Consider the following 24,338-nt stretch of genomic DNA (forward strand, 5'->3'; position numbering starts at 1 on the left):
AATGTCCTTATAAAATAATTTTATAACGATTTATTGAGATTTTACTACTGTCAGCTATTTATTTTCATATTTTTTATGTTCGGATAGAAGAGTAGGTTTTTTATTTTTGAATTTATCTTTATTTTGTTATCAAAGTTATTATTCATTGGGAGTAATAATAAATTCAAGCTTAAAGAATAATCATTTAAATCTTCTGTTTTTATTATATTGTAAGAGCCTCCTATATTTAAAATAAACCATCTCTTATTTCCTCTTTTCTCAATTTTGTAATTAATTGTGTATATAATGTATTTTTCAATATGTAAAAAACTAATAAAGAAATTGCTACTTTGGTCACTTCCTTTAGATATTAGAAATTCTGTGCCGTTAATATATCCTTTAATATCTTTTTTTGTTTCAATAATTTTTTCGTAAATGTCATAATCATTATATCTTGCAGTAATCTTTAGGTTTGTTTCTTTATTAACTTCAAATATAGGTATTTCTAGGCTTGAGTATTCAAGTAAGTAATTTTTGTTGGCTGTTTTTAAAAGCTTGTCATCTAATTTTATATCGGAAGGCCATACTATTTTGATAGCTATAAAAAAACATGCAAGATTTTCATCTAGAAAAAAATCAATAATTGATTTCTCTTTTGTATTGAAATTTAAGTATTGTCTAACACCTAAAATTTTTTCATTTGAAAATGAAAATGAGCTTTCAATAGTTGGTTCAATAATAATATCTTTTTTTGATAAAACTTTAAGATAGGTTTTGCAAGAGGCTAAAAATTCTACTTTTTTCTCTTTGTGTTTTATTTTGCTTAGTTTTCCTTCTTCAAATTTTACATTATATTTTGAGTGAGATAGTGTAAAATTGCCCTCCATATTGTATTCAAGATTTTTGCTTGTAATAGATTCTTCTAGGCTGTTTGAATGGTTTTCAAAAATTTTATTAGTTAAAAATTCTTTTAAAGAGTTTTCATTTATTTGATATTCTTTTAGTCTTTTATTTTGAAATTGTAGAATTAGTGCTTGTTCTTTTAGTGAATTAAACTCTGGAATTTCTAGAAAATCTGTTACTATTTTGGTACCTTCTAAATTTTGTATTTTTATGCTATAAGATTTAGTATCTAGTTCTTTTAAGGGAAGTAAAAAATTCTTTAATTCTTGTTTGTTGTATAATTCTTTAATTTCATGAAAATAAAGAAGTGTGTTTATATGATTATTATGTATTTCGGGATCTTGAATTTCAGACAAGAATTGACAATTATTTTTATAAAAAACCAAATACTTTTTCTTATTTTTTGTGTATCTTATTCCTTCTATGTAGTTAAAATTAAGCTTTTTATATAGTTCAAGCACTTTTTTTCTTAATTTTTCCATCTTATACACATAAAACATAGGTGGATTATCTTTGAACAAGTCTTTATATCCACTTTTGAATGGATTTTTTAAAGCCCAATATATATCTACATGTATTTCATCATGCAACATGTATTCATGGGGACTACCACTGTAGGTGCTTGGGATGTAAATATCTTCATTATTTTTGAGTCTTTTAAAAAACCATTTATTTAATTCTGGATTTAATTTGAGAATTTCAAAAAAGTATGTTGGGAATGTCCAATGTATTTTATAATATAACTTTTTATTTTCAATTAAGTATTTTGTATTTGATAAAATTGAATACAATTTACTTTCAGCAAATGCAGTTATTGAGATAATAACAATATAGGTATTTGAGCTTCTAAATTTTTTAAACAACATAAGAAATCTTATATAAGTATATATGAGATTAGTGTAAATGATATTTGTTTTACAGTAAATTATTAGTTAGTTAATTTATGTGATTTTAGTCTTGAATAATGAATAAAAAAATTTTATATTTTTATAGTGATATGTATGAAGTTTATGCTAACTTTATAATGTTAAGTTTAAATTTAATTTTGATACTTAAAAGGAGTAAGGTTTATGGCTAAGGAAATGTATTTTAATGAAGATGCTAGGAAAAGTTTACTCAACGGCATTGAAAAATTGTCAAATGCTGTAAAGGTAACTCTTGGTCCTAAAGGGAGAAATGTTTTAATTGATAAGAAATTTGGATCTCCTACAGTTACTAAAGATGGAGTTAGTGTTGCTCGTGAAATTGAACTTGAAAATGCTTTTGAGAATATGGGGGCACAGCTTTTAAAAGAAGTTGCTATTAAGACTAATGATGTAGCTGGTGATGGGACTACTACTGCTACTGTGCTAGCTTATGCAATTGCTAGAGAAGGACTTAAGAATGTTTCTTCTGGTATTAATCCAATTGGAATAAAAAAGGGTATAGATCATGCTGTATCTTTAGCTGCGGATAAGATTCGTAAGTCTGCAAAGAAAATTACTACTAAGGAAGAAATTGCGCAGGTAGCGTCTATTTCTGCGAATAATGATAATTCAATAGGTGAGAAAATCGCCGAAGCAATGGATAAAGTTGGAAAGGATGGGGTTATTACTGTTGAAGAGTCAAAGACTTTTGATACTACAATTTCTTATGTTGAAGGAATGCAATTTGATAGAGGATATTTATCTCCTTACTTTTCTACAAATAAAGAAAACATGAGTGTGAGTTTTGATGACGCTCTTATTTTGATATGTGAAAAAAAGATTAGTACCATTAAGGAGCTTTTACCTGTTCTTGAAAAAGTTTTAAATACAAATAAACCTTTGTTAATTATTGCTGAAGATATTGAGGGAGATGCTCTTGCTGCTCTTGTTTTAAATAGTGTTCGCGGAGCTTTAAAGGTTTGTGCAATCAAATCTCCTGGTTTTGGAGACAGACGCAAGGCGATTCTTGAAGATATTGCAATACTTACTGGGGGAGTACTTGTTAGTGAAGAGTTAGGACTTACTCTTGAAAATATTGAACTTGAACAACTTGGACAAGCTAAGTCAGTAAAGGTGGATAAAGATAATACTACTATTATTAACACTGGAAATAAAGAAAAAATAAAAGAGAGAACAGATCTTATTAAAAAACAAATAGAAGAAACAAGTTCTGAATATGATAGAGAAAAATTGCAAGAGCGTCTTGCTAAGCTTGTTGGTGGTGTTGCTGTTATTAATGTTGGTGCTGTCACTGAAGTTGAGCTTAAGGAGAAGAAGCATAGAGTTGAGGATGCTTTGTCTGCTACTCGTGCTGCTGTTGAGGAAGGTGTTGTTCCTGGAGGAGGTGCTACTCTTATTGAGGTATCTATGTATCTTGATACTATTGATACAAGTAAGCTTAGTTATGAAGAAAAGCAAGGGTTTGAGATCGTTAAGAGAAGTCTTGAAGAGCCAATGAGGCAAATAATTTCTAATGCTGGATTTGAAAGTTCTATTTATATTCATCAGATTAAAACAGAGAAAAAGGGCCTTGGCTTTGATGCATCTGGATTTAAGTGGGTAAATATGATTGAGAGTGGGATAATTGATCCTGCCAAGGTTACAAGAAGTGCTCTTCAGAATGCAGCCTCAATTGCAGGATTACTTTTAACAACAGAATGTGCTATTACTGAAGTTAAGGAAGAAAAGAGCAGTAGCGGCGCTGGTGGCGGTTATCCTATGGATCCTGGAATGGGAATGATGTAAGCTTTAATCGCTTTTATTATGTTATTATGTTAAGGAGCTATATTTGAGTGAGAATGAATTTGTATTTTGTATTGGATATGATGGCTCTAAGGCAATAGTAGATAAGGAGCTTTTAAGGCAACATAAAGATAAAAGTGTAGAAGAACTTTTTGGTCTTGGGTTTTATAGGAGTGCTTTTAGTAAAGCTCTTTATAGGAATGATCATTTTCTTATTGAGTATCTGATTAAGTGGTACAATAAGATTAGTAAGTCTAATTATAGTAACAAAGAGGAGCTTAAGCTCCTCTTTGGAGTAGTATATCCTGACAATATTTCTAAAATAAAAGTTATTTATGTTTAAAGGTTGGGAGATTTTATGTTTATATTGCAAGAATTTAGTCATAGCAGTAGTTTTTTTAGGAGTTTATTGGTATTTATCCCTGTAATTGCTATATTTTGGTTTTTAGTAATATCTCCTCAAAGAAAGGAAGAGAAGAAAAAAAAGGAAATGATGCAAAACCTTAAAAAGGGCGATACTGTTTTAACAGTAAGTGGGATTTTTGGAATAGTCAAAAAGATTAGTGATACTGAAGTTGTTCTTGAATTGAACTCCTCTTCTGATGTTAGATTTTTAAAATCTTCAATTGAAAAAGTTATTCCTGAAAGAATTAAAGGTAAAAGCTAAATAAATATAAGGCAATTTATATTATATTTTGTTAATTTATTTGAAATTAAAATATGAAGGTATATTGAATGAATAGACTCTCTAAATTTATACTAATATTGCTTGTGACATTTTTTGCTTATCTTTTAATATCTCCTACTTTAAATTGGTATTTCTTTATAGGGGATGAAGATAAGAGAATTAGTTCATATTCAAAGGAAGCTTTAAGAGATTACTCCAAGAAAAAAGCTTTTGATGCTCTTGTTATGCTTAAGGAATTATATCAAAAGAATCCGGATGCTAAGGTTCCGGATGATTTAAAATATTTAATTCCAGTTGCAAAGAATAACTATAAAGCTTATGGGAAAATTTTCCCTAGATTTTCAAGTATTAAGGATTTGCGAGATGGATTTTTAACTGATTCTGATATCGAAGAACTTAGCCTTGAAATTTATAAATATTATGAAAATATAAAGAGTAATAAAAATAAAATAATACAACTTGGCCTTGATTTATCTGGAGGAATAAGCATTACTATTTCTCTTGATTATTCGGGACTTGAGAAGAAGTTAGGAAGAAGTTTGAGTTCTTTGGAAAAGGAAGAGTCTATTGAACGTACAATGCGAATATTGAAAGAGAGAGTAGATACTTTTGGACTTACAGAACCTAAGATTACAAGAGAAGCAGGAGGAAGTAAGATTTTTTTAGATATTCCGGGAGAAAAAAATGAAAATCGCGTTGATTCTCTTTTGAGTGGCAAGGGTAATTTGACTTTTTATGTTGTTGACAATGAAAATACTTCTATACTTAATACTAAAATTTTGGATGCTGGACCTCTTTCTTCTGTGTTTGAAATTAAAGAAAGTATGAATCTTGGAGAGAATAAGAAAATTTTCCCTTGGTATATTAAAGATTCTTATGGTGTCGATGATGAATCTAGTGTTCGTTATTATGTTATTGACTCTAGTATTGAAAATACTTTTGATGGTATTCATATTAGGGATGCTGGTATATCAAACGATCACAGAAATGGTAGGGATATGGTGACATTTAATTTAGATCATGAGGGAAGTGAAAAATTTTTTGAATTTACCCAAAAGAATATTGGTAAAGCTTTAGCTGTGGTTATGGAAGGCAAGATTAAATCAGTGGCAATTATTAATTATGCTATTGCTGGCGGTAATGTTTCAATTCAGGGAGATTCTTTTAATAAGAGTGAGGCCAATGAACTTGCACTTGTTTTTAAAACAGCGGCATTTCCAGTTGAAATCAAAATAGATGATCTTAGAGTTATTGGTCCTACTATTGGACGAAAGACAATTGAACTTGGTACAAAGGCTTCGCTTCTTGCTCTTGTTTTAGTATTTTTATTTATGTTTATTTATTATAAGGTTAGTGGTTTTGTAGCTGGAATTTCTTTAGTTATTTATAATACATTTTTAATCTTAGCTATTTTATCGGCTTTTAATTTTACTTTGACTCTTACAAGTATTGCAGGTCTTGTATTAACTATGGGTATGGCTGTTGATATTAATATAATTGTCTATGAGCGTATTAAAGAAGAAATGAGGGATGGACGTAAGTTTGAAAGAGCATTTGAGGATGGATTTAATAAGGCTTTTTGGGCAATAATGGATTCAAATGTTACAACTTTTATTGCTGTTCTATTTTTAACTCTTTTTGGAACAGGGGTCATTCAAGGTTTTGCATGGTCTTTGTCTGTAGGCATTGTAGCGTCTCTTTTTAGTAGTTTAATCTTTTCAAGATTTATTTTAGAAGTTATCGTTTCTTGTAATAAAAGCAAATATGTAAGTATCTCTTGGAGTTTAGATTATGCAAAGAGTATTTAATTTTTTAAAATATGGAAATAGGGTTTTAGTAGTTAGTTTTTTTGTGATTTTTTTGGGCTTTATTTTTACTTTTATGTATCGTGATGGATATAATTGGGGGGTAGATTTTTCTTCAGGAGTTAGTATTAATTTTGTTATAGATAAACCGAATATTAAAGATGATGAAGTTAAGAAAATATTATCTTCAGTTTATAAAACATTTGAATTAAATGAAATTATTTCTAATAATAATGATAGGAGTCATTTTTCTATTATAGTTAAGCTTGATGTTACTGATTATGTTTTTAAAAAAGGAATACAAAACACTTTAATTGAGAAGTTAGAAACAGAATATAAAGCTCATGTTGAAATACTTGATTCTTATTTTATTGATTCAAGTTTTTCATCTGCTTTAAGGAAAAAATCAATTTTTTTGGTTTGTCTAACATTTACACTTGTTTTAGTTTATGTTACGATAAGATTTAGGTTGAGTTATGCTGTTGCATCAATATTTGCAACAGTACATGATATATTATTTGTGATTGCTTTTTTGGGTACATTTAGGATAGAGATAAACAGTTCAATAATTGTTTCAATATTAACTATTATTGGATATTCATTAAATGATACTATAATTATTTTTGACAGAATTAGAGAAAATTCTAAGAAACTTATTGGTATTTCATTTTTAAATGTTTTAAACATCAGTATTAAGCAAACTTTTTCAAGAACCATTTTAACATCTATCACCACTTTCATGGCTGTTCTATCTATTTATATTTTTACTGAGGGTTCTGTAAAGGATTTTTCTTTAATATTTATGGTAGGTGTTGTTGTTGGTACTTATTCTTCAATTTTTATAGCATCTCCTATTCTTTTAAGTCTTTATAAAAATATTAAATAATGTTTTTGTTATAATATGATGATATGAAGTTTTTTGATTTTGGCTCGTTGGGATTTTATAGATTTTTTGACTTTCAAAAGCATCTCAATTTCAGTATTTTTAGGTATAGTTTAATCAATTATTATTCTTATAAGCAACAATCGAACCTTATTAATGATGCTAATTTGCTTAAAGATAAAGTTGTATTTTTGGATAAGATCTATAAGGATATTAATAGAATTGTTACTAATCCTTCAAAATCAAATGAGAATTTAGATTTCAATAAGGAGATCTTTTATGATGCTTTAAATTTTATTAAAAATTTAATAAAAAAATATTATCCAGAATCTGAACTTTTAGATTTGGAATGTGAGATCCTTTTAGACGATGACGATACTTTTAATAAATTATTAGATAAACTTAAATATTTGAATTTTAGGGTAGATATTAGGCAAAAAATAGAAGAATTCGATAAGAAAAGTAGGACATCATGCTCTTGCATAAAAATTGCTACTTTTTTTATTAAGCAAGAATTTTTAGAAAGGTTAACAAGCACGATTGATTTCTTTTCTAATGAAGCTAATAATAACAATTTGAATTTAATTAATAAAGAAATCGGTGACTATTATGAAAAAGTAGAGCAGATTAAAATGAACAAAAATATTAAAGAAACACATAAGAAATTTATCATAGAGCATACAAAAGAAAAAATATCAAAAATTATGAAAGAGCATAGCCTTGATATATCTAAGCTACTTGTTAAGGTTTCTTTATTAGATATTACTATTCATTGTTTTGAAACTTATTATTTAAATTTATTGGAAACGCTTCATATACTCTTGTCAATAAATAGTATTATTGAAATTGGATTGGATGAACTACCCGATGCTATTTTTAATGAATGGAATGAATTTATTTATTTGCGTAGGAAAGAATTCCAAAAACTTGTTTTAATTTCAGATTATGTTTTCCAAAAAAGAATAATATCTACAATAAATAATGGAGGATGGAAGTTTACATTTTTTACTCTTGCTCCTCGTCAAGGCGATATTATTCAGTGTTCAATAGATATTAATAAAAGTTTTAGCAATGTTGAGGAAGGTATTCGAGAATATGAAATTAAGGTAAATAAACTTGGAGAACTTAAGCTTAAGTGGGAGAAAAGTTTAAAAAATTTTGAACATTTATTTGCTTAGGCCTTTAAAGTTATACTTTTTAAAGTTTTTATAAATTTCTTACTTCATAGTCATTAATTATTTTGTTAATTTCTATTATTATGATAGTTTTAAATTAAGAACTCCTTTAGTAATATTTGCAGGAGCTGGCTGTCAAGTCTTTTTAATATAAGTGATTTTTCATTTTCATATCTTTTAGTATTTTTAATTTTATTGTTCTTTAATTGTTTCAAAGAGGGTTCACTGTCCAGATCTACTTTCCATAGATATAATTAATATTTTTTAAATTTTTTTAAATTGTAATTATTGTAATTTGTTATATTTAACTTGATAATTAAATATTTCTTTACCTAAAATTTAGATTAATATCATATCTTTACTATTGATTTTTAATTTATTGGTTTCTATTGAGGTTTTGGAATGTTTAACTTCTAATAATCATTATATAATGAGATATTAATATAATTTTCTTAAATCCTTTATCGAAAGGTTTTATATTGTAATTTATGTTTATAAAACTATAATAGTTTATTCTTTTATGAGTAGAAAATAGGAATTAATAAAATTCATTGATTCTTTAATAAATTTTTCTTTAGTAAGTTTATTTTCTTTATTTTTATTTAAAATTTGGTTTATCCTAAAACTAAAACGTTTTATTTTAAGTAAAAATCTTTTTTCTATAGAGCTGATTTTATTTATAATTTTTCTATTTTTGATCTGGAAATATTTATTTTATTTATATAAATTTAATTTTGAAATTCTTTCCTAATATATTAAATTTTCTATTTTAAAAATTTTGAATAATTTTTGTTAGAATAGTCAGGGATGATATAATAAGTGGTTTCTTTAAAGTTTTAGATGATTATAAGTGCTTTTATGGAGTATTTTGATTTAAATATCAACATGGAGCTGAAGATTTTTAGTTTTTATGCTATTGATTTTTTGAAAATGATGGGCATATGAATTTTGAGATTTCAAATTTTGATTTAAATAGAATCCATTAGATTAATTGTAATTTAGGATATTTAGAGCTTAATCTTATTTAGGTGGTGGGGAGGGAGATAATATTTTAAGTGCGGAAGAATTTTTTGATTTTTGAGATATTAAGTGAACTAGAATTTTTTCATTTACATTTTATAATAAATTTTAGAATTAAAAAGCTCTTGCTATTTCTCTTTTTGAGTCATTCATTTATATATGAATAAAAAATTTTGTTGAATTTATTAGCTATCTTTTCATTTTAAGTAAGGTAGTTGTTTTGATAATAAAATTATTTATTTAGATGAAATGCGATATTCAAGATTTAGATTGGGTTCTTATTTGCAGGTGAATTGCAGACTATTTAATTAGTAACTCTTTTAAATTGGAATTTAAGCTTCTTTAATTTGTCCATTTTGATAATATATAACTTTAGTGTTTTTATGATTAAAGATTCCAACTTCAAGTATTCCTGGAAATAGTTTGAAGTATTTTTCAACTCCTTCAGGATTTTTAATATCCATTGCTACATCTAAGATATAATTATTATTGTCGGTTATTATTGGCCCTGCTTTAAGTTTGCACATCCTTAATATGGGATTAAAATTCATTTTTTTTAGTCTACCTATAATGAATTCAATAGAATCTTGAGCTACTTCGATTGGTACAGAATTTTTTTCTCCTAAATATTTTACGATTTTTGTTTCATCTGCAATAATTATTAACTTTTCAGAATTATAAGCTACTACCTTTTCCATTAAATGTGCTCCACCCCCACCCTTAATTAACGCTTTTTTTTCTAGTAATATTTCATCAGCTCCATCAATTGTGATGTCTATATTTTTGTTAAATTTTGTAAATTTAGATACATATGGGATTTCTTCACTTGCAAGTAAATATTTAGTGTTACTACTTGTTGGATATAGCTTTAGATTCTTTAGGGCTTTGGATTTTATTTTTTTGATTAAGTATTTAATTGCATAAAGTACAGTTGTTCCTGTTCCAATTCCAATATGCATATCATTTTTTATATAATTCTCAATAGCATATTGTGCAACTATTTTTTTTTGATTTTCCATTTATTAATTATCCTTAATGATATAATATTATTATATCATTAAGGATAATTAATAAATGGAAAATTTTAAATATCATTTTTATATTTAGTTATATATTGAGGTAAAGTTATTACTTTTATTACTAGTATTAGTTTTATTTTGTGTTATCTTATATTTAAGGTATTTTTGTAAGTATTTCTTAGGAGATTTTATGTATAAGTTAGTTTTAGTTCGACATGGGGAGAGTGAATGGAACAAAGAAAATCTTTTTACAGGTTGGACTGATGTTAAGCTTTCTGAAAAAGGTATTACTGAAGCTTTGAATGGGGGTAAGGTACTTAAACAAGAAGGTTATTCTTTTGATATTGCTTTTAGTTCAGTATTAGTAAGAGCAAATGACACTTTAAATATTATTTTGAGTGAATTAGGTCAATCTTACATTGATGTAGAGAAATCTTGGAGGCTTAATGAAAGGCATTATGGAGCTTTGCAGGGGTTGAATAAATCTGATATGGCTGCAAAGTATGGAGAACATAAAGTATTAGTTTGGAGACGTAGTTATGATGTATCTCCTATGCCTTTGGAAGAGACTGATAAGAGGCATCCAATACATGATTTAAGATATAGAAATATTCCTAAAAGTGCACTTCCTTCGACAGAATGTTTAAAGGATACTGTAGCTAGAGTTATTCCTTATTGGACAGATAAGATTTCTAAAGCTGTACTTGAGGGCAAGAGAGTTATTATAGCTGCTCATGGCAATTCTTTAAGAGCGCTTGTCAAATATCTTGATAATATGAGTGAAGACAGTATTTTAAGGCTTAATATTCCCACTGGTATTCCTTTGGTTTATGAACTTGATGAGAATTTAATGCCTATTAAAAATTATTACTTGGGCGATAAAGATAAGATCAAGGCAGCTATGGAATCTGTTGCTAATCAAGGAAAATTAGGCTAAATAAAGAATTTATTATATAATGGATAATGGATTAGTGAAGGGGGGGGTGTTATTATTAATAGCTTCTTGTTTTTTTGTAAAGTTTTATTTAAAATTAAATGAAGTGTTTTACAATTTCTTCAAATTTTGTGATACCAATAATTTTAATAAATCCTGCTAATTTTGGTCCTTTATCTTTATTAATTAGTATATTATAAATTTGCTTGAAGAATAAAGGAGGTTCAATATTATGATTTCTTGCGATGTTATAGATTTCATTTTGAATATTTTTTTCATTTAGATTTTCAAAGTCATTTTTCAAAAATTCTAATAATTGTTTTACTGCTTCTTTATTATTGTCTTTTAAGGGTTCTATATTATTAAAATTAAATCTTAGTGAAAATTTAAAGTCTTCAGGTGCATAGGTTTTTACCCAGTTGAAGGCGCATTCAATTTTATTAATAAGCTTTTGTTTTTGGCATTCTTGTACATCCTTTAAATATTTTAAAATCTTTTCTTTATCTCCTTCAAAAATTTGACAAAGTACACTTAAGTGTCTAAATCCAATTTGATAAGGAATTTCCTTATCTGGTAATTTTGTCTGAGATAATTCATAAATTCTCTTAAAAGCTTCTTTTTTATTTTCTTTAATTTTATCTATTCCATAGTACACTCTTTCAAATTTATCGTAATCTTCATATATTTTTATTACATCAAGGTCAAATGATATTGAAAATTCTATATTAGGTTTTGTTGATGCAAATAAAAATCTTGTTACTTCAGGAGTATATATTTCAAGAACATCTTTCAGAGATATAACATCGCCAGAGGATGAGGATATTTTACCGCCACGTCCCTTGATTGTTATAAAGTCGTATTGAAATGTTATAGGAACAGTTCCTCCCAAAATTTTTACAATTTTTATTGAGGTATCAAAACTTCCTCCACTACTATGATGGTCTTTTCCAGCAGGCTCGAAATCAACATTTTCATATTTCCACCGCATTGGCCAGTCAATTCTCCAAGGAAGTTTTACTGCCCATGTTTTTCTCAGATCGAGAGATTCTTTATTTCCGCATGTACAGTAATATTCAATACAATAACATTTATCATAACTTTCTACATTTGTAGTATCTCTATTGCACTTAGTGCAAAAGACGCTAATGGGATACCAACTGTCTTCAAGTTTTGTTGTTCTATGCTCATTTAAAGCTTGTGCTATTTCTTCTTTATGATCTAATGCAAGTTTAATTTGACTTGAATAATCACTTGACATATATTTTAGTGATTGATCTATGAATTCTGGATTAATTCCTACAATGGGTAAGTAATTTGCAAATTCAACTTCGTTTGCTTTTGCATAGCTTGATTCATTGGTTTTTGTATCAGGAACTCTTGTTATAGCTTGCCTCAAATAGGTTGTAAGTAATTCTTGATTTGGCATATTCTTAGGTACTTTTCTAAATACATCATAGTTATCCCAAGAATATATAAATCTCACATTTTGACCCATATCCTTTAAAGCTCTTGCTACAAGGTCAACAGAAATTACTTCTCTAAAATTTCCAATATGTACAGTGCCTGATGGAGTAATACCAGATGCAACTGTATACCTATCCTTTTTGCCTTTTTCTTCTATTATTTTTTTTGCATAAAAATCTGCCCAGTGAGCTATTTTCATAATATTACTCCTGTTTGAGCATTAATTTTATCATTCTGTTTTTTTTGTTTCAAGTTTTTAAAATATGCTCTTTCTAATTTATTATTCTTTTAATTAGTTTGGTTTCTTTATTCCAGTTTTTCTTTAGTTTTACTTGTAAAAACAGATTACATCGCTTTTCCAGTATTTCTGATATCTTTTTTCTAGCATTTTCTCCGATTGTTTTTATTCCTTTTCCTCCTTTACCAACTATTATTCCCTTTTGACTCTCTCCAGCTACAATAATATTTGCTTTAATAAAAAGACTTCGCCTTTTTTCTTCTAAAGTGTCGATATCTACATATAAAGAATATGGTAATTCTTTTTTAAGGTTTTTAATTGTAACTTCTCTAATTATTTCACTAATTCTTAAATCTATTTTTTGGTCTGTATAATATTCTTCTGGATAGTAAAGTGGCCCTTCTTTTAAATTTTCGTAAATCTTATTTTTGAGTTTTTCAATATTAATTTTCTTCTCTGCTGATATTTTAATAATATTTTCTTTCTTAATGCCTTTGTTTTCTAAAAATAACATTATTTCTTTTGCCTTTGTTTTTTTAATATCAATTTTGTTTATTACTACTAGAAAAATGACTTTGGATTTAATAATTATTTTTAAAATCTCATTTTCTTCATCAGCAGGTTCATCTTGAACGTCAATAATATAAAGGAGTAAGTCTGACTCTATTATTGAAGAGTATACGTTGTTCATTAGAGCTATGTTGAACTTTTTTTTGCTTAAATGAAATCCCGGAGTATCTATAAGAATAATCTGGCCTTTTTTATCTTTAAATATTCCTTTTATTTTATTTCTAGTAGTTTGTGGCTTAGATGAGATAATTGATATTTGCTGTTCACATATTGAATTTAAAAGAGTAGATTTCCCTGTTGAGGGTCTACCTATTATTGCTACAAAGCCTGATTTCATTTTAATCTTCCTACTTTAAATATAATAATATATTTTTTATTACAATTAATGTATAATTGTTTTGTTATTTTAGATAACACTTAATTTAAAGGGAATATCATTTGAAAAAAGGCAATTTTGAGGTTTTTTGCGATCAATGTGGGGAAAAAGTTGGGCTTAGTAAATTTGAGTGTCCCAATTGTTACTCTAAATTGGGGGATATTGAGTGCCCAAATTGCGAATATATTGGAATTGTGTCTGAATTTGGAGAAGGTTGTCCGAAATGTAATTATAGTCCTTTTGAAGAACTTAAAGAAATTCCCTTTAAAAGAAAGCAAAGAATAAGAACTAAGCGCTATTGGGATAATGTTGATCTTTTTAACCCTATATTTAATTTTGAACTTACAGTTCATGTCATGCTTTATTTATTTTCGAGTTTTTTAATAGTTTTATTTTTTATATATGTTTTTTTTTCTAAGGATATTTAGTGTGGGAATCACAGTTGTTTATTTATTTTCTATTTTTTTATCTTTTAAAATGAGAGATAATGTCGTCTCTGTAGAAAATAATGTTCGTCAAAACCCTATTTTTTATTATAATATTGAAGAAGTTGAGTTTCCTTATGCTAAAACAAATGTTTTAAAGTTTCAAGGCAAAACACATATAAGATATGCTTACTTTAATTTTGATAAAAATCAGCTTTATTCATATACTTTTGTTTTTGATAAAAAATTAATTTCTCAATATGCTATTTTCCTTAGTGTTAAGGAGAAATTTGGAGAAGCCAATATTGTAACACCTTTTAATTATTTTTGGGATATTGGTGATTTTGTTATTGCTTTAAACGGGAATATCTTAAGAATGACATTAAAGTCTTATGTGAGCAAAGAGAAACAATCATGAAGGATTTTTTTTTCTTTTTTGTTTTAATTTTTTGTGTATCTTGTGTAGAACATATTTACGATAAGGAAATTAGCATTAATAATGCTAAATTTTTTGTTAAAGTTGCAGCGGATGATTTTAGCAGAACTAAGGGTTACAAGGGGACAAAGAATATAAATGAAATCAATGGTATACTTTTTATGTTTAATAAGGAAAAAAATTTATCTTTTTGGATGAAAGATACTCCTATTCCATTAGAGATTGCATATATTGATTCTAGAGGGATTATTAAGGAAATTTACAAATTAGTCCCATTTTCAGAAAAAAACGTAATTTCTAAATACAAAGTTAAATATGCGCTTGAGGTACCAGAAGGTTCTTTTGCTAAATTTAAAATTAATGTGGGTGATATAGTTGAATTCAATTTTGATATTAATTCTATAAGAATAGAGTAATTACTTTGCCTTTATTTTTTGTAGTTCTTCTTCTATGGGATCGTTTTTAGTATTATCTTTTTTCCCTTCTTGTGATTGATTATAAGGCTTTATAGGTTCATTTTTAATATTATTAGTGTCTAAGTTATTGGATTTTATTACTTTTTTGAAAATGTATATTGTTGCTGCAATTTCTTCAAGTAGATCAAGTAGAAAAATTTCTTTAGCATTCTCCTCAACTTTTACAATGTATACTAAAGAGTTAATGCCTCTTTCAGGATCATGAATAATTTCCCATGATCCGAAAACTCGGTTGTTATAGCTATCATTCATTAAAGATTCTGATATTTCGTTAATTCTATTTGAATTCACGTCAAATGTTTCAACAATCCCAAATATTTCTCTTATTTTTGAGTTTTGGTATGAATTTAATTTTGATCTAATTATTATATCTATTGTTGTGCCATCCAAAGTTTTAAATACAATAAAATCATTTTCTTTATCTATTCTATATTCAATCCTATTATTATCAAGTATTTTTTTTATTCTCTTATCGTAGTTTATATTTTTGTCTTTGCAGCAGATAAGTATTAAAACAACAGGAATTATGATATATTTTAAAATATTGATGTTTGAAATAGTTATTTTTAACATTTTAATGTTGGCCATACTATTATTGTAATTTAATTATAAGGATTTTTAAAGTAAATTTATGTATTTTAAAAGCGATGATTATTCTTATACAGTTATTCAGTCTAAGAATAATCATATACAAAGATCTGCTTTTGGAATCTCTTTTGTGATTTTAAATAGGGGTACAAAAATTTTTAGAGAAGATTTGTTCGAATTTCTATCTAATTTTGACTTCATAAGAGAAATTATTTCTATTGAAAGACAGAGTAATAGAGGTTCTTTTCAATTTATTTCAGATACTTATGATAAATTAAAGTTTATCTTGCTTTCTGATGATTTGAATTCTGGAGAAAAAGTTAACTTGGCAATGAAAGAATCCATTTGTAGTTTTGTTTTTGTTTTACAAAGTGACATGTACTTATTAAATCCTTTTTGGATTCCAAATATATTTAATGAGATAGTAAAAAAAAATATACTTCTTGTTGGCGGCGAATTTTTTGATAAAGAAGAAGAAGTTGTTCCTTCTGTCTTTCTTCCCACTATTGATAAACAACAAAAATTAAAGGTAATTTTAATAAATTCTGAAAAGGATTATGAGAAAACTTTAATTACTATGGATTATTGCGGTCTTTATTCTAAGGAAAAATTTGTTCAACTAGGGGGTTTTGATAAAAGAATTCAGAATGAATATTTTCAGAGATTGGATTTTGGGCTTAGAGCTATTTATTTTGGAGAGAGTATTTATATTTATAGAAAACTTAGAATACAGTATACTTCTTTAAATTTTCCAGAAAATTTAACAAAAAATAGAAGTTTTTTGATTTTTTTGCTTAAAAATCATGTTCCAATTTTTATTGGAAATGGGATTAAATTTTCATTTTTAAGATTTTTTAAAATCTGTTTAAGATATGGTATTAATCCTTTGAAGTTTAGCAGAGAATTTAGAGAGATAAAAAATGAAACTATTAAAAATAGCTTAAGGTTTAAAGGTGACTTAAAGAGTGCAGTTGAACTTTGGGAAAATAATATTATTTATTAAATTGATTTTTGTTTGTGTTCTTTTAGAGGCCCAAGAAATTGCTTATATTAATATACTTGATGTATTTGATTGTGGGATTTTTAAGTTTAATTTTGATGTTGAAAATGATATTTTGACTGTTAAACATGAGAAGGGATACCTTAGATTTAAAATAGGTTTTGAATATGGTTTTTCGTCTACTGGTTATTATATTTATATTGACCCTATCCTTTTAAAGGAGGGAGAAATTTTAATAACTAAAAGGGCTTTAATACAGATTGAAAATCATTTTAAGTCTTTGGAGAATTATAGCAAACCAAGAATAATGTCCATAATAATTGATCCTGGGCATGGTGGGCATGATAGAGGTGCTGTTGTTACACATAACATAGATGGCCATGATGTTACTCTCTTAGAAAAAGATTTTGCTTTAAGCTATTCTATGCATTTATATAAAATTTTGAGTAATTATTTTTTAGATATAAGTATTTTATTGACTCGTATTGATGATGTTTTTGTACCGTTAAAAGATAGGGCTGAATTTGCGAATTCAATTAAACCGGATTTTCCAAATAATGTAATCTTTTTATCAATACATGTAAATAATGCTCCAAATAATTTAGCTAGGGGAATTGAATTTTGGTATCTTCCTGAGAATTCAAAAAGAGAGGTTATAAAAAATTTTAAAGGATACGATATTAAAGATAATATATACTTAAGAGAACTTAATGATATACTAGACATTAAGTATAAGTATGAATCAAAAAAATTAGCTGAGCTTTTATATGAGACTTTTGTGGATTCTATAGATGAAACCAAGGTGCGTTCAATTAGAGAAGAACAATGGTTTGTTATTAAGAATATTAGTATGCCTGCTGTTTTAATTGAAATTGGATTTTTATCGAATATTTCTGATGCAATGTTAATTTTGGATTACAATTATATGAGTAAGGTGAATATATTAATATTAAGTTCTTTAATTAAGTTTATTGAATTTTATGAAAAATAGCATGTTGAAAATTTTTATAAAGTATAAGTCTTTTTGTTATAAATATCTTAATCTTAAATATGAGAGATATTCATTTAGTATTCTTTATTCACTTTTATTTTTAAGTTTTTTTTATTCTTCATGTATGATTTTTTTAAATTATGATAATATCTTTTTTAGAAAGGTTTTTTATTTTTATTCTGAGAATGAATTGATTTCTGATTTGAGATATTTAAAGAAAAGACAAACTCTTAAAGAAAACTTGGATTTTTTAGTTAAAGATTTTCTGTTAGGTAATAGTAAGGGGTTTTCTTTTCTATTAGATACAAGAAATGTTAAGTTTTTATACTCTTTTATGAGTAATGGCATATACTTTATAAATATATCAAAGGATTTTTATGATTCTTTTGATGATTTTAGTTACCATAATTATGGTAAGCTTAGATTAAATTTATTTATTAAATCTTTAAAAGAAACAATTAATTTTAACTATCCTGGTTATGTAAAGGATCTTGTTATTTTTATTGAAGGATATGTTTTAAGTAATAAAAACGATAATTTTCAAGCATTGGGTATTTTATAAAAAAATAGTTAAAAAAGGAAAAAAGATAAGTTTTAAATTATATTTTAGAGAAGGAGTTTTGTGTATGACAAAATTAAAAGTTGTTTTTATTTTATTGTTTCTTATTCTATTTAGTCCTCTTTTTGGGCAAGAAGCTACTGGGACAGATAATGGTCAAAAGGAGGAACCTGGTATATTAGTTCTTGATTTTGCAGAACTTGCAAAAGACCCAAGCTCAACCAAGCTGGATCTTACAGGTTATGTTGATTATGTTTATTCTGGAGCTTCAGGTATTGTTAAGCCAGAGGATATGGTTATAGATCTTGGCATAAATAATTGGAGTGTTCTTTTGACTCCTTCAGCTAGAATGCAGGCTTATGTAAGAAATTCTCATGTAGCGCCAGCTGTTGTTAAGAATAGTTCTAAGAGATATTCAGGTGATACAGTATTAGGGGTAAGAGTATTATTTCCTAGCTATTCTCAGTCTTCTGCTATGATTTTACCTCCTTTTAAGATTCCTTTTTATTCTGGAGATGATGGAAATCAATTTTTAGGCAAGGGGCTTATTGATAATGTTAAGACTATGAAGGAAGTTAAAGTAACTGTTTATAGTTTGGGCTATGAGGTAGATCTTGAAGTTTTATTTGAAGATATGAACGGGATGGAATATGCTTATCCTTTAGGGACCTTAAAATTTAAAGGTTGGGCTGATTTGGTTTGGTCAAATCCTACTTATATTCCAACTATAAACTCTAGGATTGTTAAAGATGATATTCCAAATTATCCTATTGCTTCAAGTAAAATGAGATTTAAGGCCTTTAGGGTATCAAAATCACATAGTTCCAAAAATCAGAATTTTATTTTTTATGTTAAAGATGTGAGAGTTCTTTATGATAAATTAAATGTTTCTTTGGATTCTGATATTGATAATGAATCTGTATTTAAAGTTTATGAGGAGCAGGGAACAGAATCTCTTCGTAGGTTAAAGGCACAAGAAACTTTCAAGAGAGTTTTAAGAATTAGGGAAAATGTTTCGATGCCAGATAGTTCTTTTCAAGATTTTTTAGAAAAAGATAAATATAAAAAAGTTGAGTCAAATACTCAGGTAAAATAAATTTGATTTATTATGAATTATTAGGGGGCTGGTCTTTTTTGAAGGTTAGTCCTTTTGATCTTAAGATTAAAATAGGGAAATAGATTGATGCTAGGTTCAGATAATGAGGAGCTTTTAGAAATTTTTTTTGAAGAGGCTCAGAATCTTGTAGATACTCTTGAAGAAAATATTATGTCATTAGAAGACGACCCTAATAATGCAGAAACTATTGATGAAATATTTAGAGCTGCACATACCCTTAAGGGTAGTTCAGCTTCTGTAGATATGATGGAACTTTCAGAATTTACTCATGTTGTTGAGGACGTATTTGATGCTATTAGAGACAATAAATTAAAAATATGTAATGCTCTTGTTGATTTGCTTTTAAATTCACTTGATGTGATAAAGGCAATGCTGAATTCTCGTCTTGATGGAAATGTTTATTTAGAAGATGTAAGTGATCTTAAAAGTAAGTTAATAGGTTTTTTGGGAATTGGTAACCAGAAAACTGCCATGATGTCTTTGGATAGTGTTAATAGTGATGAATTTTTGCTTTCATCTTCTGATCTTTATGATATGAAAGAAAGTTTAGGACTTGGACAAAAAGTTTTGAGGGTTAATATTAAATTTAATGAAAATAATCCCATGGCAACTATTTCTGCTATACAGATGTTTCAAGCTTTAAAGGATTTAGCACCCATACTCCACACTGTGCCTAGTTATGAACAGATTGTTGCAGATGAGTTTTTACCCAGAGTAGATTATTATTTGATATATTCAGATACTAATAATGTAGAGAGAAAAATAAATATATCAGATGTCGTCTTGAGTTATAAAGTTGAAGAACTTGATATTGATAGTGAATTGGAAGAAGCAGAGATAAGAGAGAGAGGTAATTTTAATCAATCTAGTGTTTTATTTAAAAAAGATAAAGTTGAGCTTTCTAATGAGGAGCTTGTAAGCTTAAAAAGTCAAATTGGAAATGCTAAATTATTTGAAGTGAAATTGAATTTTAATAGAGAAAATCCTATGGCAACAATTTCTGGTATACAGATGATGCAGGCGCTAAAAGGTTTGGGAGAGATTTATAAGTCTATACCGGATAATGTTGATTTAATGTCAGATAAGTTTTTTGATGTAGTTAAGTACTATTTGATAACAGATACTACATCAGATAACATTTCTAGGAAGGTAGATTTATCTGATGTTGTTATTAGTTTTGAGATTACAGAGGTTAATTTAGATAATATTAAGGATTTCAGTATTTTAAATACTGGAATTGATAATGATGCTTCTGTTAAACAACCTAAGAAGGGAGGAGCTCCTTTAAATGTTAATTTAATTAGAATTGATAGTAAGAAAATAGATTCTATATTAAATCTTGTAAGTGAAGTTGTTATAAATAAGTCAGCTTATAATCAAATAAATTCTGATATGACATCTTTTCTTTATAATTTTAATTATTTTTATGATTATCAGGAAAGTTTTCTAAGAAATTTTTTAATAGATTTGAAAATAGTTTTTAAAGATGTGGGTTTGGAATTAGAAAATGCTGTTGAAGCTCAAATAAGAAATTTGATGAATCATAAAATTGAAAGAACTTTACATGATATGGGAGAATTAAGAGATTCTTTTTTAAAAATTCTTCAAGACTCAAAATTTGCTTCTAGTAGACTTTCAAGGATAATTACTGATTTACATGAGAGTGTTTTGAGAACGCGAATGTTGCCGGTTTCTGGTATTTTTTCTAGGTTTACAAGAGTTGTAAGGGATTTATCAAAGAAGTTAGGTAAGATTGTAGAGCTTGAGACTGAAGGAGGAGATACTGAGATTGATAAGTCTGTTATAGACGATCTTGTGGAGCCTTTGATGCATTGTGTTAGAAATTCTATGGATCATGGGCTTGAAACCTCTGAGGAGAGAATTAAAAAGGGTAAGGATAGAGTAGGTCATATAATTTTGCGAGCTAGAAATGAGGGTAATGTAATATCAATAGATATTGCGGACGATGGTAGGGGAATTGATCCTAATGTTATTAGACAGAAGTCAATAGAAAAAGGAATAATTAAAAAAAATGACTTGCTTTCTGAGAGTGAGGTTTTTAACTTGATTTTTTCTCCTGGATTTTCAACAGCTAGTAAGATTACAGATGTTTCTGGCAGGGGAGTGGGTCTTGATGTTGTGAAGAAGAGCATTGAAAAGTTAAATGGAACTATTTTAATAGATTCAAAGATTGATATTGGCACTACTTTTAAGATTAAGCTTCCTTTAACATTAGTAATTGTTCAGGGTCTTCTTGTAAAATCAGGAAGTGAAACCTATGTTATTCCTTTAAATAGTGTTCTTGAGACACATAGAATTAGTGAAGAAAATATTAAATTGCTTGAAAATGAACATGAAGTTTATAATTTAAGAGAAGAAATTATATCTGTACTTAGGCTTGATGATCTTTTTAATATAAAGAATCATGATAAAGAGTTGTCTGAGAAGTTTTTAATAGTTATTAATATTGACGATAAAAAAGCAGGAATAATCGTAGATTTTATTCTTGGAGAAGAAGATTTTGTTGTAAAGCCTATTAAGGATAAGTATGCTTCAAGTCCTGGTATAGTTGGAGCTACTACACTTGGAGACGGTAAAGTTGTTTTAATTATTGATGTGTTTAGGCTTTTTGAACTAAAGGATATGAAGGATAGATTTTATGATGGAAATAAAAGAGATTCATTTAGAAGATGATGAGTTAAATAGACATGAAGCTAGAGAGTCTAATTTTGTTAACTTGGATTTTAAGGTAGTATCTTTTAATATTGGTGATGACAATTATTTAATAGATATAATGAAAGTTAAAGAAATTAGGAAGTCTAACAATTTTACATATGTTCCCAATGCTAAGAGATATGTAGTTGGACTTGATAATTTGAGAGGGGAGATAATATCTATTATTGATTTAAGAATAATGTTTAATTTAAAGACTAGTGAAAAGGATCTAGAAGATATTATGGTTCTTAGAAATGGAGATTTGTTAATTGGTATTATTGTTGACAAGGTAAACAATGTTTTTTCAATTGATTCTTCTCTAATACAAGATCCTCATCCTGTTTTATCTCAAGATACACTTATAAAGTACATAAAGGGAGTAATTGAGCATGACAATAAATTATATGTACTTCTTGATATAGATAGAGTTTTTAATTATGACGAAGAAGAAAATCTTTTTTTAGAAACAGAAACAAAAGTTGATCTGTCATATTTAGAAGAAGATTGTAATAAAATTAATATAGAATCTAATGATATTTTAGTTGATTTGAAAATAATTAGAGATAATCTTTTTCAATATTCTTTTAATGCATCTTTAGTGAATGATGAGTTTTTAAGAGAAGTTGATATAAAATTAAATATAGCTAATATTAATGATGAGTCCTATAGTAACTTTTTAGGTGAATTTTATTCAAAATATTCAGGATGTTTATGGGATGATGGATATTTAAAAGGATTTAAGGATGAGGTTATAGAAAAGCATTTGAATAACATTACTGGTGTTGGATCTATTTTAAATGTTTTTGAAGTTGGATGTGCAAGTGGAAAGGAAACTATATCTTTTGTGAATGCTTTATGTGAATCTTATAAAAAGAAGTTTAAAGTAACAGCTATTGATAATAATTTAACTAGGGTAATTGAGACTTCTAGTTTATTTTTCTCAGAAGCTGAAATTAATTTGAGCGAGATTTATAGAAAGAATTCCTTTGAGAAGAGCCCAGGAATTTATAAATTTAAGTCGGATATTATGAATAATATTTTGTTTGAGTATTCAGATGCTATTTTGTCAGAGTTCCCTGATAATTTGGGAATTGTTTTCTTAAGAGATGTTTTATGTTTTCTTAAGAATGAAGATCAAGTTCTAATTTTAGATACAATTGCAAAAAAGACTGTTAGTGGTGCTCTTTTGATTTTGGGAGATAATGAGTATCTTAAAGATAATTATATCTTTAAGAAAGATAAATCTGTAGAGCATTTTAACTTGTATAAAAAGATTTAAAGGAGAAAAGAATGAGAATAGATTACATAGAGCCATTTTTAGATGCTGCTTCTTCAGTTTTAAGAGATATGTTGCTTGTTGAAGATATTAAGATGGGAAATCCAGGGCTTAAGTCAATCAATCAAAAAATAAAGGGAGTTTCTGTAATAGTAGGACTTGCAGGTTCTGTGGAAGGTAGTATTGTTATTGATATGGATATTGATACTGCTCTTTTTATTGCTTCTAAGCTGAACTTTGAGGAGTATATTGATTTTGAAGACGAAGAGACTAAAGAAATGGTTGCTGCTACTCTTACTGAGGTTGGCAATATTATTGCAGGTAATTTTGTTACTACTTTGCATGCTAAGGGATTTATATTTGATATAACTCCACCAGCTTTTATTTATGGAGAAAATATGAAGATAAGTAATAAAGGTTCTGAGGCTTTAATTGTACCCTTTACTTTGCCAGATGGCAAAATTATAGAAGTTAATATTGCAATAAGAGAGAGGGTTTGATATGATTATTGAGTTAAGTTTACTAATTATAGAAGAGAGGGTTTGATATGATCCAAAAAACTACTATTGCTGTGGATTCTTCAGTTAAGCCTAAGGGCATTAACTATGAAACTGGAATTCCTTTTAATGTTCTGATTGTTGATGATTCTGTATTTACTGTGAAGCAACTTACACAAATTTTTACTTCTGAAGGATTTAATATTATCGATACTGCTGCTGATGGAGAGGAAGCTATTGTTAAATATAAAAACCATTATCCTAATATTGATATTGTTACTCTTGATATTACTATGCCTAAGATGGATGGAATAACCTGTCTTTCTAATATTATGGAATTTGATAAAAATGCTAGAGTGATAATGATCTCTGCTTTGGGAAAAGAGCAGTTGGTTAAGGATTGTTTGATTAAGGGCGCAAAAACATTTATTGTGAAGCCTCTTGATAGAACTAAAGTTCTTCAAAGAGTTATGTCTGTGTTTGTTAAATGAGCTTG

Annotated in this window: 23 protein-coding genes; 18 read left to right on the forward strand and 5 right to left on the reverse strand. The window is 27.4% G+C overall.

All coding sequences use genetic code 11. From position 1 onward, the window contains the following. Positions 1-50 precede the first annotated feature (50 nt). Entirely contained in the window at positions 51-1,748 is a 1,698-nt protein-coding gene (locus F0310_RS03205) for a histidine kinase (RefSeq protein ID WP_476577978.1), read from the reverse strand. Between the two features lie 204 nt (positions 1,749-1,952). Here F0310_RS03205 and groL point away from each other — a divergent pair, with 204 nt between their 5' ends. The 6 genes from groL (at position 1,953) to F0310_RS03235 (ending at position 8,144) form a co-directional block, all read left to right on the forward strand. Beyond that, entirely contained in the window at positions 1,953-3,593 is a 1,641-nt protein-coding gene (gene groL, locus F0310_RS03210; RefSeq protein ID WP_182117501.1) for a chaperonin GroEL, read from the forward strand. A 43-nt stretch (positions 3,594-3,636) separates the two neighbouring features. Further along, positions 3,637-3,933, forward strand: a complete 297-nt coding sequence (locus F0310_RS03215) for a hypothetical protein (protein ID WP_182117502.1) — start codon at positions 3,637-3,639, stop codon at positions 3,931-3,933. A gap of 15 nt (positions 3,934-3,948) precedes the next feature. Beyond that, positions 3,949-4,257, forward strand: coding sequence for a preprotein translocase subunit YajC (gene yajC / locus F0310_RS03220; RefSeq protein WP_182117503.1), 309 nt, complete (start codon positions 3,949-3,951; stop codon positions 4,255-4,257). Positions 4,258-4,325: 68 nt separating this feature from the next. Next, entirely contained in the window at positions 4,326-6,086 is a 1,761-nt protein-coding gene (gene secD, locus F0310_RS03225; protein WP_182117504.1) for a protein translocase subunit SecD, read from the forward strand. After that, positions 6,070-6,969 carry a protein translocase subunit SecF gene (secF, locus tag F0310_RS03230; RefSeq protein WP_182117505.1) on the forward strand — a complete coding sequence of 300 codons (900 nt, stop codon included), beginning with the start codon at positions 6,070-6,072 and terminating at the stop codon, positions 6,967-6,969. The genes secD and secF overlap by 17 nt, the downstream gene beginning before the upstream one ends. Before the next feature lie 23 nt (positions 6,970-6,992). Beyond that, the gene (locus tag F0310_RS03235) at positions 6,993-8,144 is read left to right on the forward strand and encodes a hypothetical protein (protein WP_182117506.1); all 1,152 of its coding nucleotides are present in this window, start codon (positions 6,993-6,995) and stop codon (positions 8,142-8,144) included. 1,349 nt (positions 8,145-9,493) lie between these two features. Here F0310_RS03235 and rpiA read toward each other — a convergent pair. Then, a complete protein-coding gene (gene rpiA / locus F0310_RS03240) occupies positions 9,494-10,180 on the reverse strand; it encodes a ribose 5-phosphate isomerase A (protein WP_182117507.1) in 687 nt (228 codons plus the stop codon). Between the two features lie 190 nt (positions 10,181-10,370). Between rpiA and gpmA the strand changes: the two genes are divergently transcribed. After that, complete coding sequence (gene gpmA, locus F0310_RS03245; protein ID WP_182117508.1) at positions 10,371-11,117, forward strand: 2,3-diphosphoglycerate-dependent phosphoglycerate mutase; 747 nt, start codon at positions 10,371-10,373, stop codon at positions 11,115-11,117. A gap of 94 nt (positions 11,118-11,211) precedes the next feature. Here the strand turns inward: gpmA and lysS are convergent, their stop codons facing one another. Further along, complete coding sequence (lysS, locus tag F0310_RS03250; protein ID WP_182117509.1) at positions 11,212-12,777, reverse strand: lysine--tRNA ligase; 1,566 nt, start codon at positions 12,775-12,777, stop codon at positions 11,212-11,214. A 73-nt stretch (positions 12,778-12,850) separates the two neighbouring features. Further along, positions 12,851-13,723: a GTPase Era gene (era, locus tag F0310_RS03255; RefSeq protein WP_182117510.1), complete on the reverse strand. Its 873-nt coding sequence runs from the start codon at positions 13,721-13,723 to the stop codon at positions 12,851-12,853. A 101-nt stretch (positions 13,724-13,824) separates the two neighbouring features. Between era and F0310_RS03260 the strand changes: the two genes are divergently transcribed. From F0310_RS03260 to F0310_RS03270, 3 genes are read left to right on the forward strand one after another with little or no spacing between them, the layout of a single operon-like run. Further along, positions 13,825-14,190: a hypothetical protein gene (locus F0310_RS03260; RefSeq protein ID WP_182117511.1), complete on the forward strand. Its 366-nt coding sequence runs from the start codon at positions 13,825-13,827 to the stop codon at positions 14,188-14,190. 1 nt (position 14,191) lies between these two features. After that, positions 14,192-14,605 carry a hypothetical protein gene (locus F0310_RS03265; protein WP_182117512.1) on the forward strand — a complete coding sequence of 138 codons (414 nt, stop codon included), beginning with the start codon at positions 14,192-14,194 and terminating at the stop codon, positions 14,603-14,605. Next, complete coding sequence (locus tag F0310_RS03270) at positions 14,602-15,039, forward strand: DUF192 domain-containing protein (RefSeq protein WP_182117513.1); 438 nt, start codon at positions 14,602-14,604, stop codon at positions 15,037-15,039. The genes F0310_RS03265 and F0310_RS03270 overlap by 4 nt, the downstream gene beginning before the upstream one ends. Here F0310_RS03270 and F0310_RS03275 read toward each other — a convergent pair whose 3' ends face one another. Then, entirely contained in the window at positions 15,040-15,672 is a 633-nt protein-coding gene (locus F0310_RS03275) for a hypothetical protein (RefSeq protein ID WP_182117514.1), read from the reverse strand. A gap of 58 nt (positions 15,673-15,730) precedes the next feature. Here F0310_RS03275 and F0310_RS03280 point away from each other — a divergent pair, with 58 nt between their 5' ends. From F0310_RS03280 to F0310_RS03315, 8 genes are all read left to right on the forward strand, one after another. After that, positions 15,731-16,690 carry a glycosyltransferase family protein gene (locus tag F0310_RS03280; RefSeq protein ID WP_182117515.1) on the forward strand — a complete coding sequence of 320 codons (960 nt, stop codon included), beginning with the start codon at positions 15,731-15,733 and terminating at the stop codon, positions 16,688-16,690. Further along, positions 16,674-17,678, forward strand: a complete 1,005-nt coding sequence (locus F0310_RS03285) for an N-acetylmuramoyl-L-alanine amidase family protein (protein ID WP_476577992.1) — start codon at positions 16,674-16,676, stop codon at positions 17,676-17,678. The genes F0310_RS03280 and F0310_RS03285 overlap by 17 nt, the downstream gene beginning before the upstream one ends. Then, on the forward strand, positions 17,668-18,240 hold the full coding sequence (locus tag F0310_RS03290; protein ID WP_182117517.1) for a flagellar filament outsheath protein: 573 nt from the start codon (positions 17,668-17,670) through the stop codon (positions 18,238-18,240). The genes F0310_RS03285 and F0310_RS03290 overlap by 11 nt, the downstream gene beginning before the upstream one ends. Positions 18,241-18,304: 64 nt before the next feature. Continuing rightward, complete coding sequence (locus tag F0310_RS03295; RefSeq protein ID WP_182117518.1) at positions 18,305-19,333, forward strand: flagellar filament outer layer protein FlaA; 1,029 nt, start codon at positions 18,305-18,307, stop codon at positions 19,331-19,333. 87 nt (positions 19,334-19,420) lie between these two features. After that, positions 19,421-22,048, forward strand: coding sequence for a chemotaxis protein CheW (locus tag F0310_RS03300; protein ID WP_182117708.1), 2,628 nt, complete (start codon positions 19,421-19,423; stop codon positions 22,046-22,048). Further along, complete coding sequence (locus F0310_RS03305; RefSeq protein ID WP_182117709.1) at positions 22,017-23,348, forward strand: CheR family methyltransferase; 1,332 nt, start codon at positions 22,017-22,019, stop codon at positions 23,346-23,348. Before F0310_RS03300 ends, F0310_RS03305 begins: the two co-directional genes overlap by 32 nt. Positions 23,349-23,359: 11 nt before the next feature. Then, the gene (locus F0310_RS03310) at positions 23,360-23,845 is read left to right on the forward strand and encodes a chemotaxis protein CheX (protein ID WP_182117519.1); all 486 of its coding nucleotides are present in this window, start codon (positions 23,360-23,362) and stop codon (positions 23,843-23,845) included. Between the two features lie 47 nt (positions 23,846-23,892). Further along, positions 23,893-24,333 carry a response regulator gene (locus F0310_RS03315; protein ID WP_182117520.1) on the forward strand — a complete coding sequence of 147 codons (441 nt, stop codon included), beginning with the start codon at positions 23,893-23,895 and terminating at the stop codon, positions 24,331-24,333. Positions 24,334-24,338 lie beyond the last annotated feature (5 nt).

Origin of the sequence: Borrelia sp. A-FGy1 (assembly GCF_014084025.1) — a bacterium.
In the GTDB taxonomy this organism is placed as follows: domain Bacteria; phylum Spirochaetota; class Spirochaetia; order Borreliales; family Borreliaceae; genus Borrelia.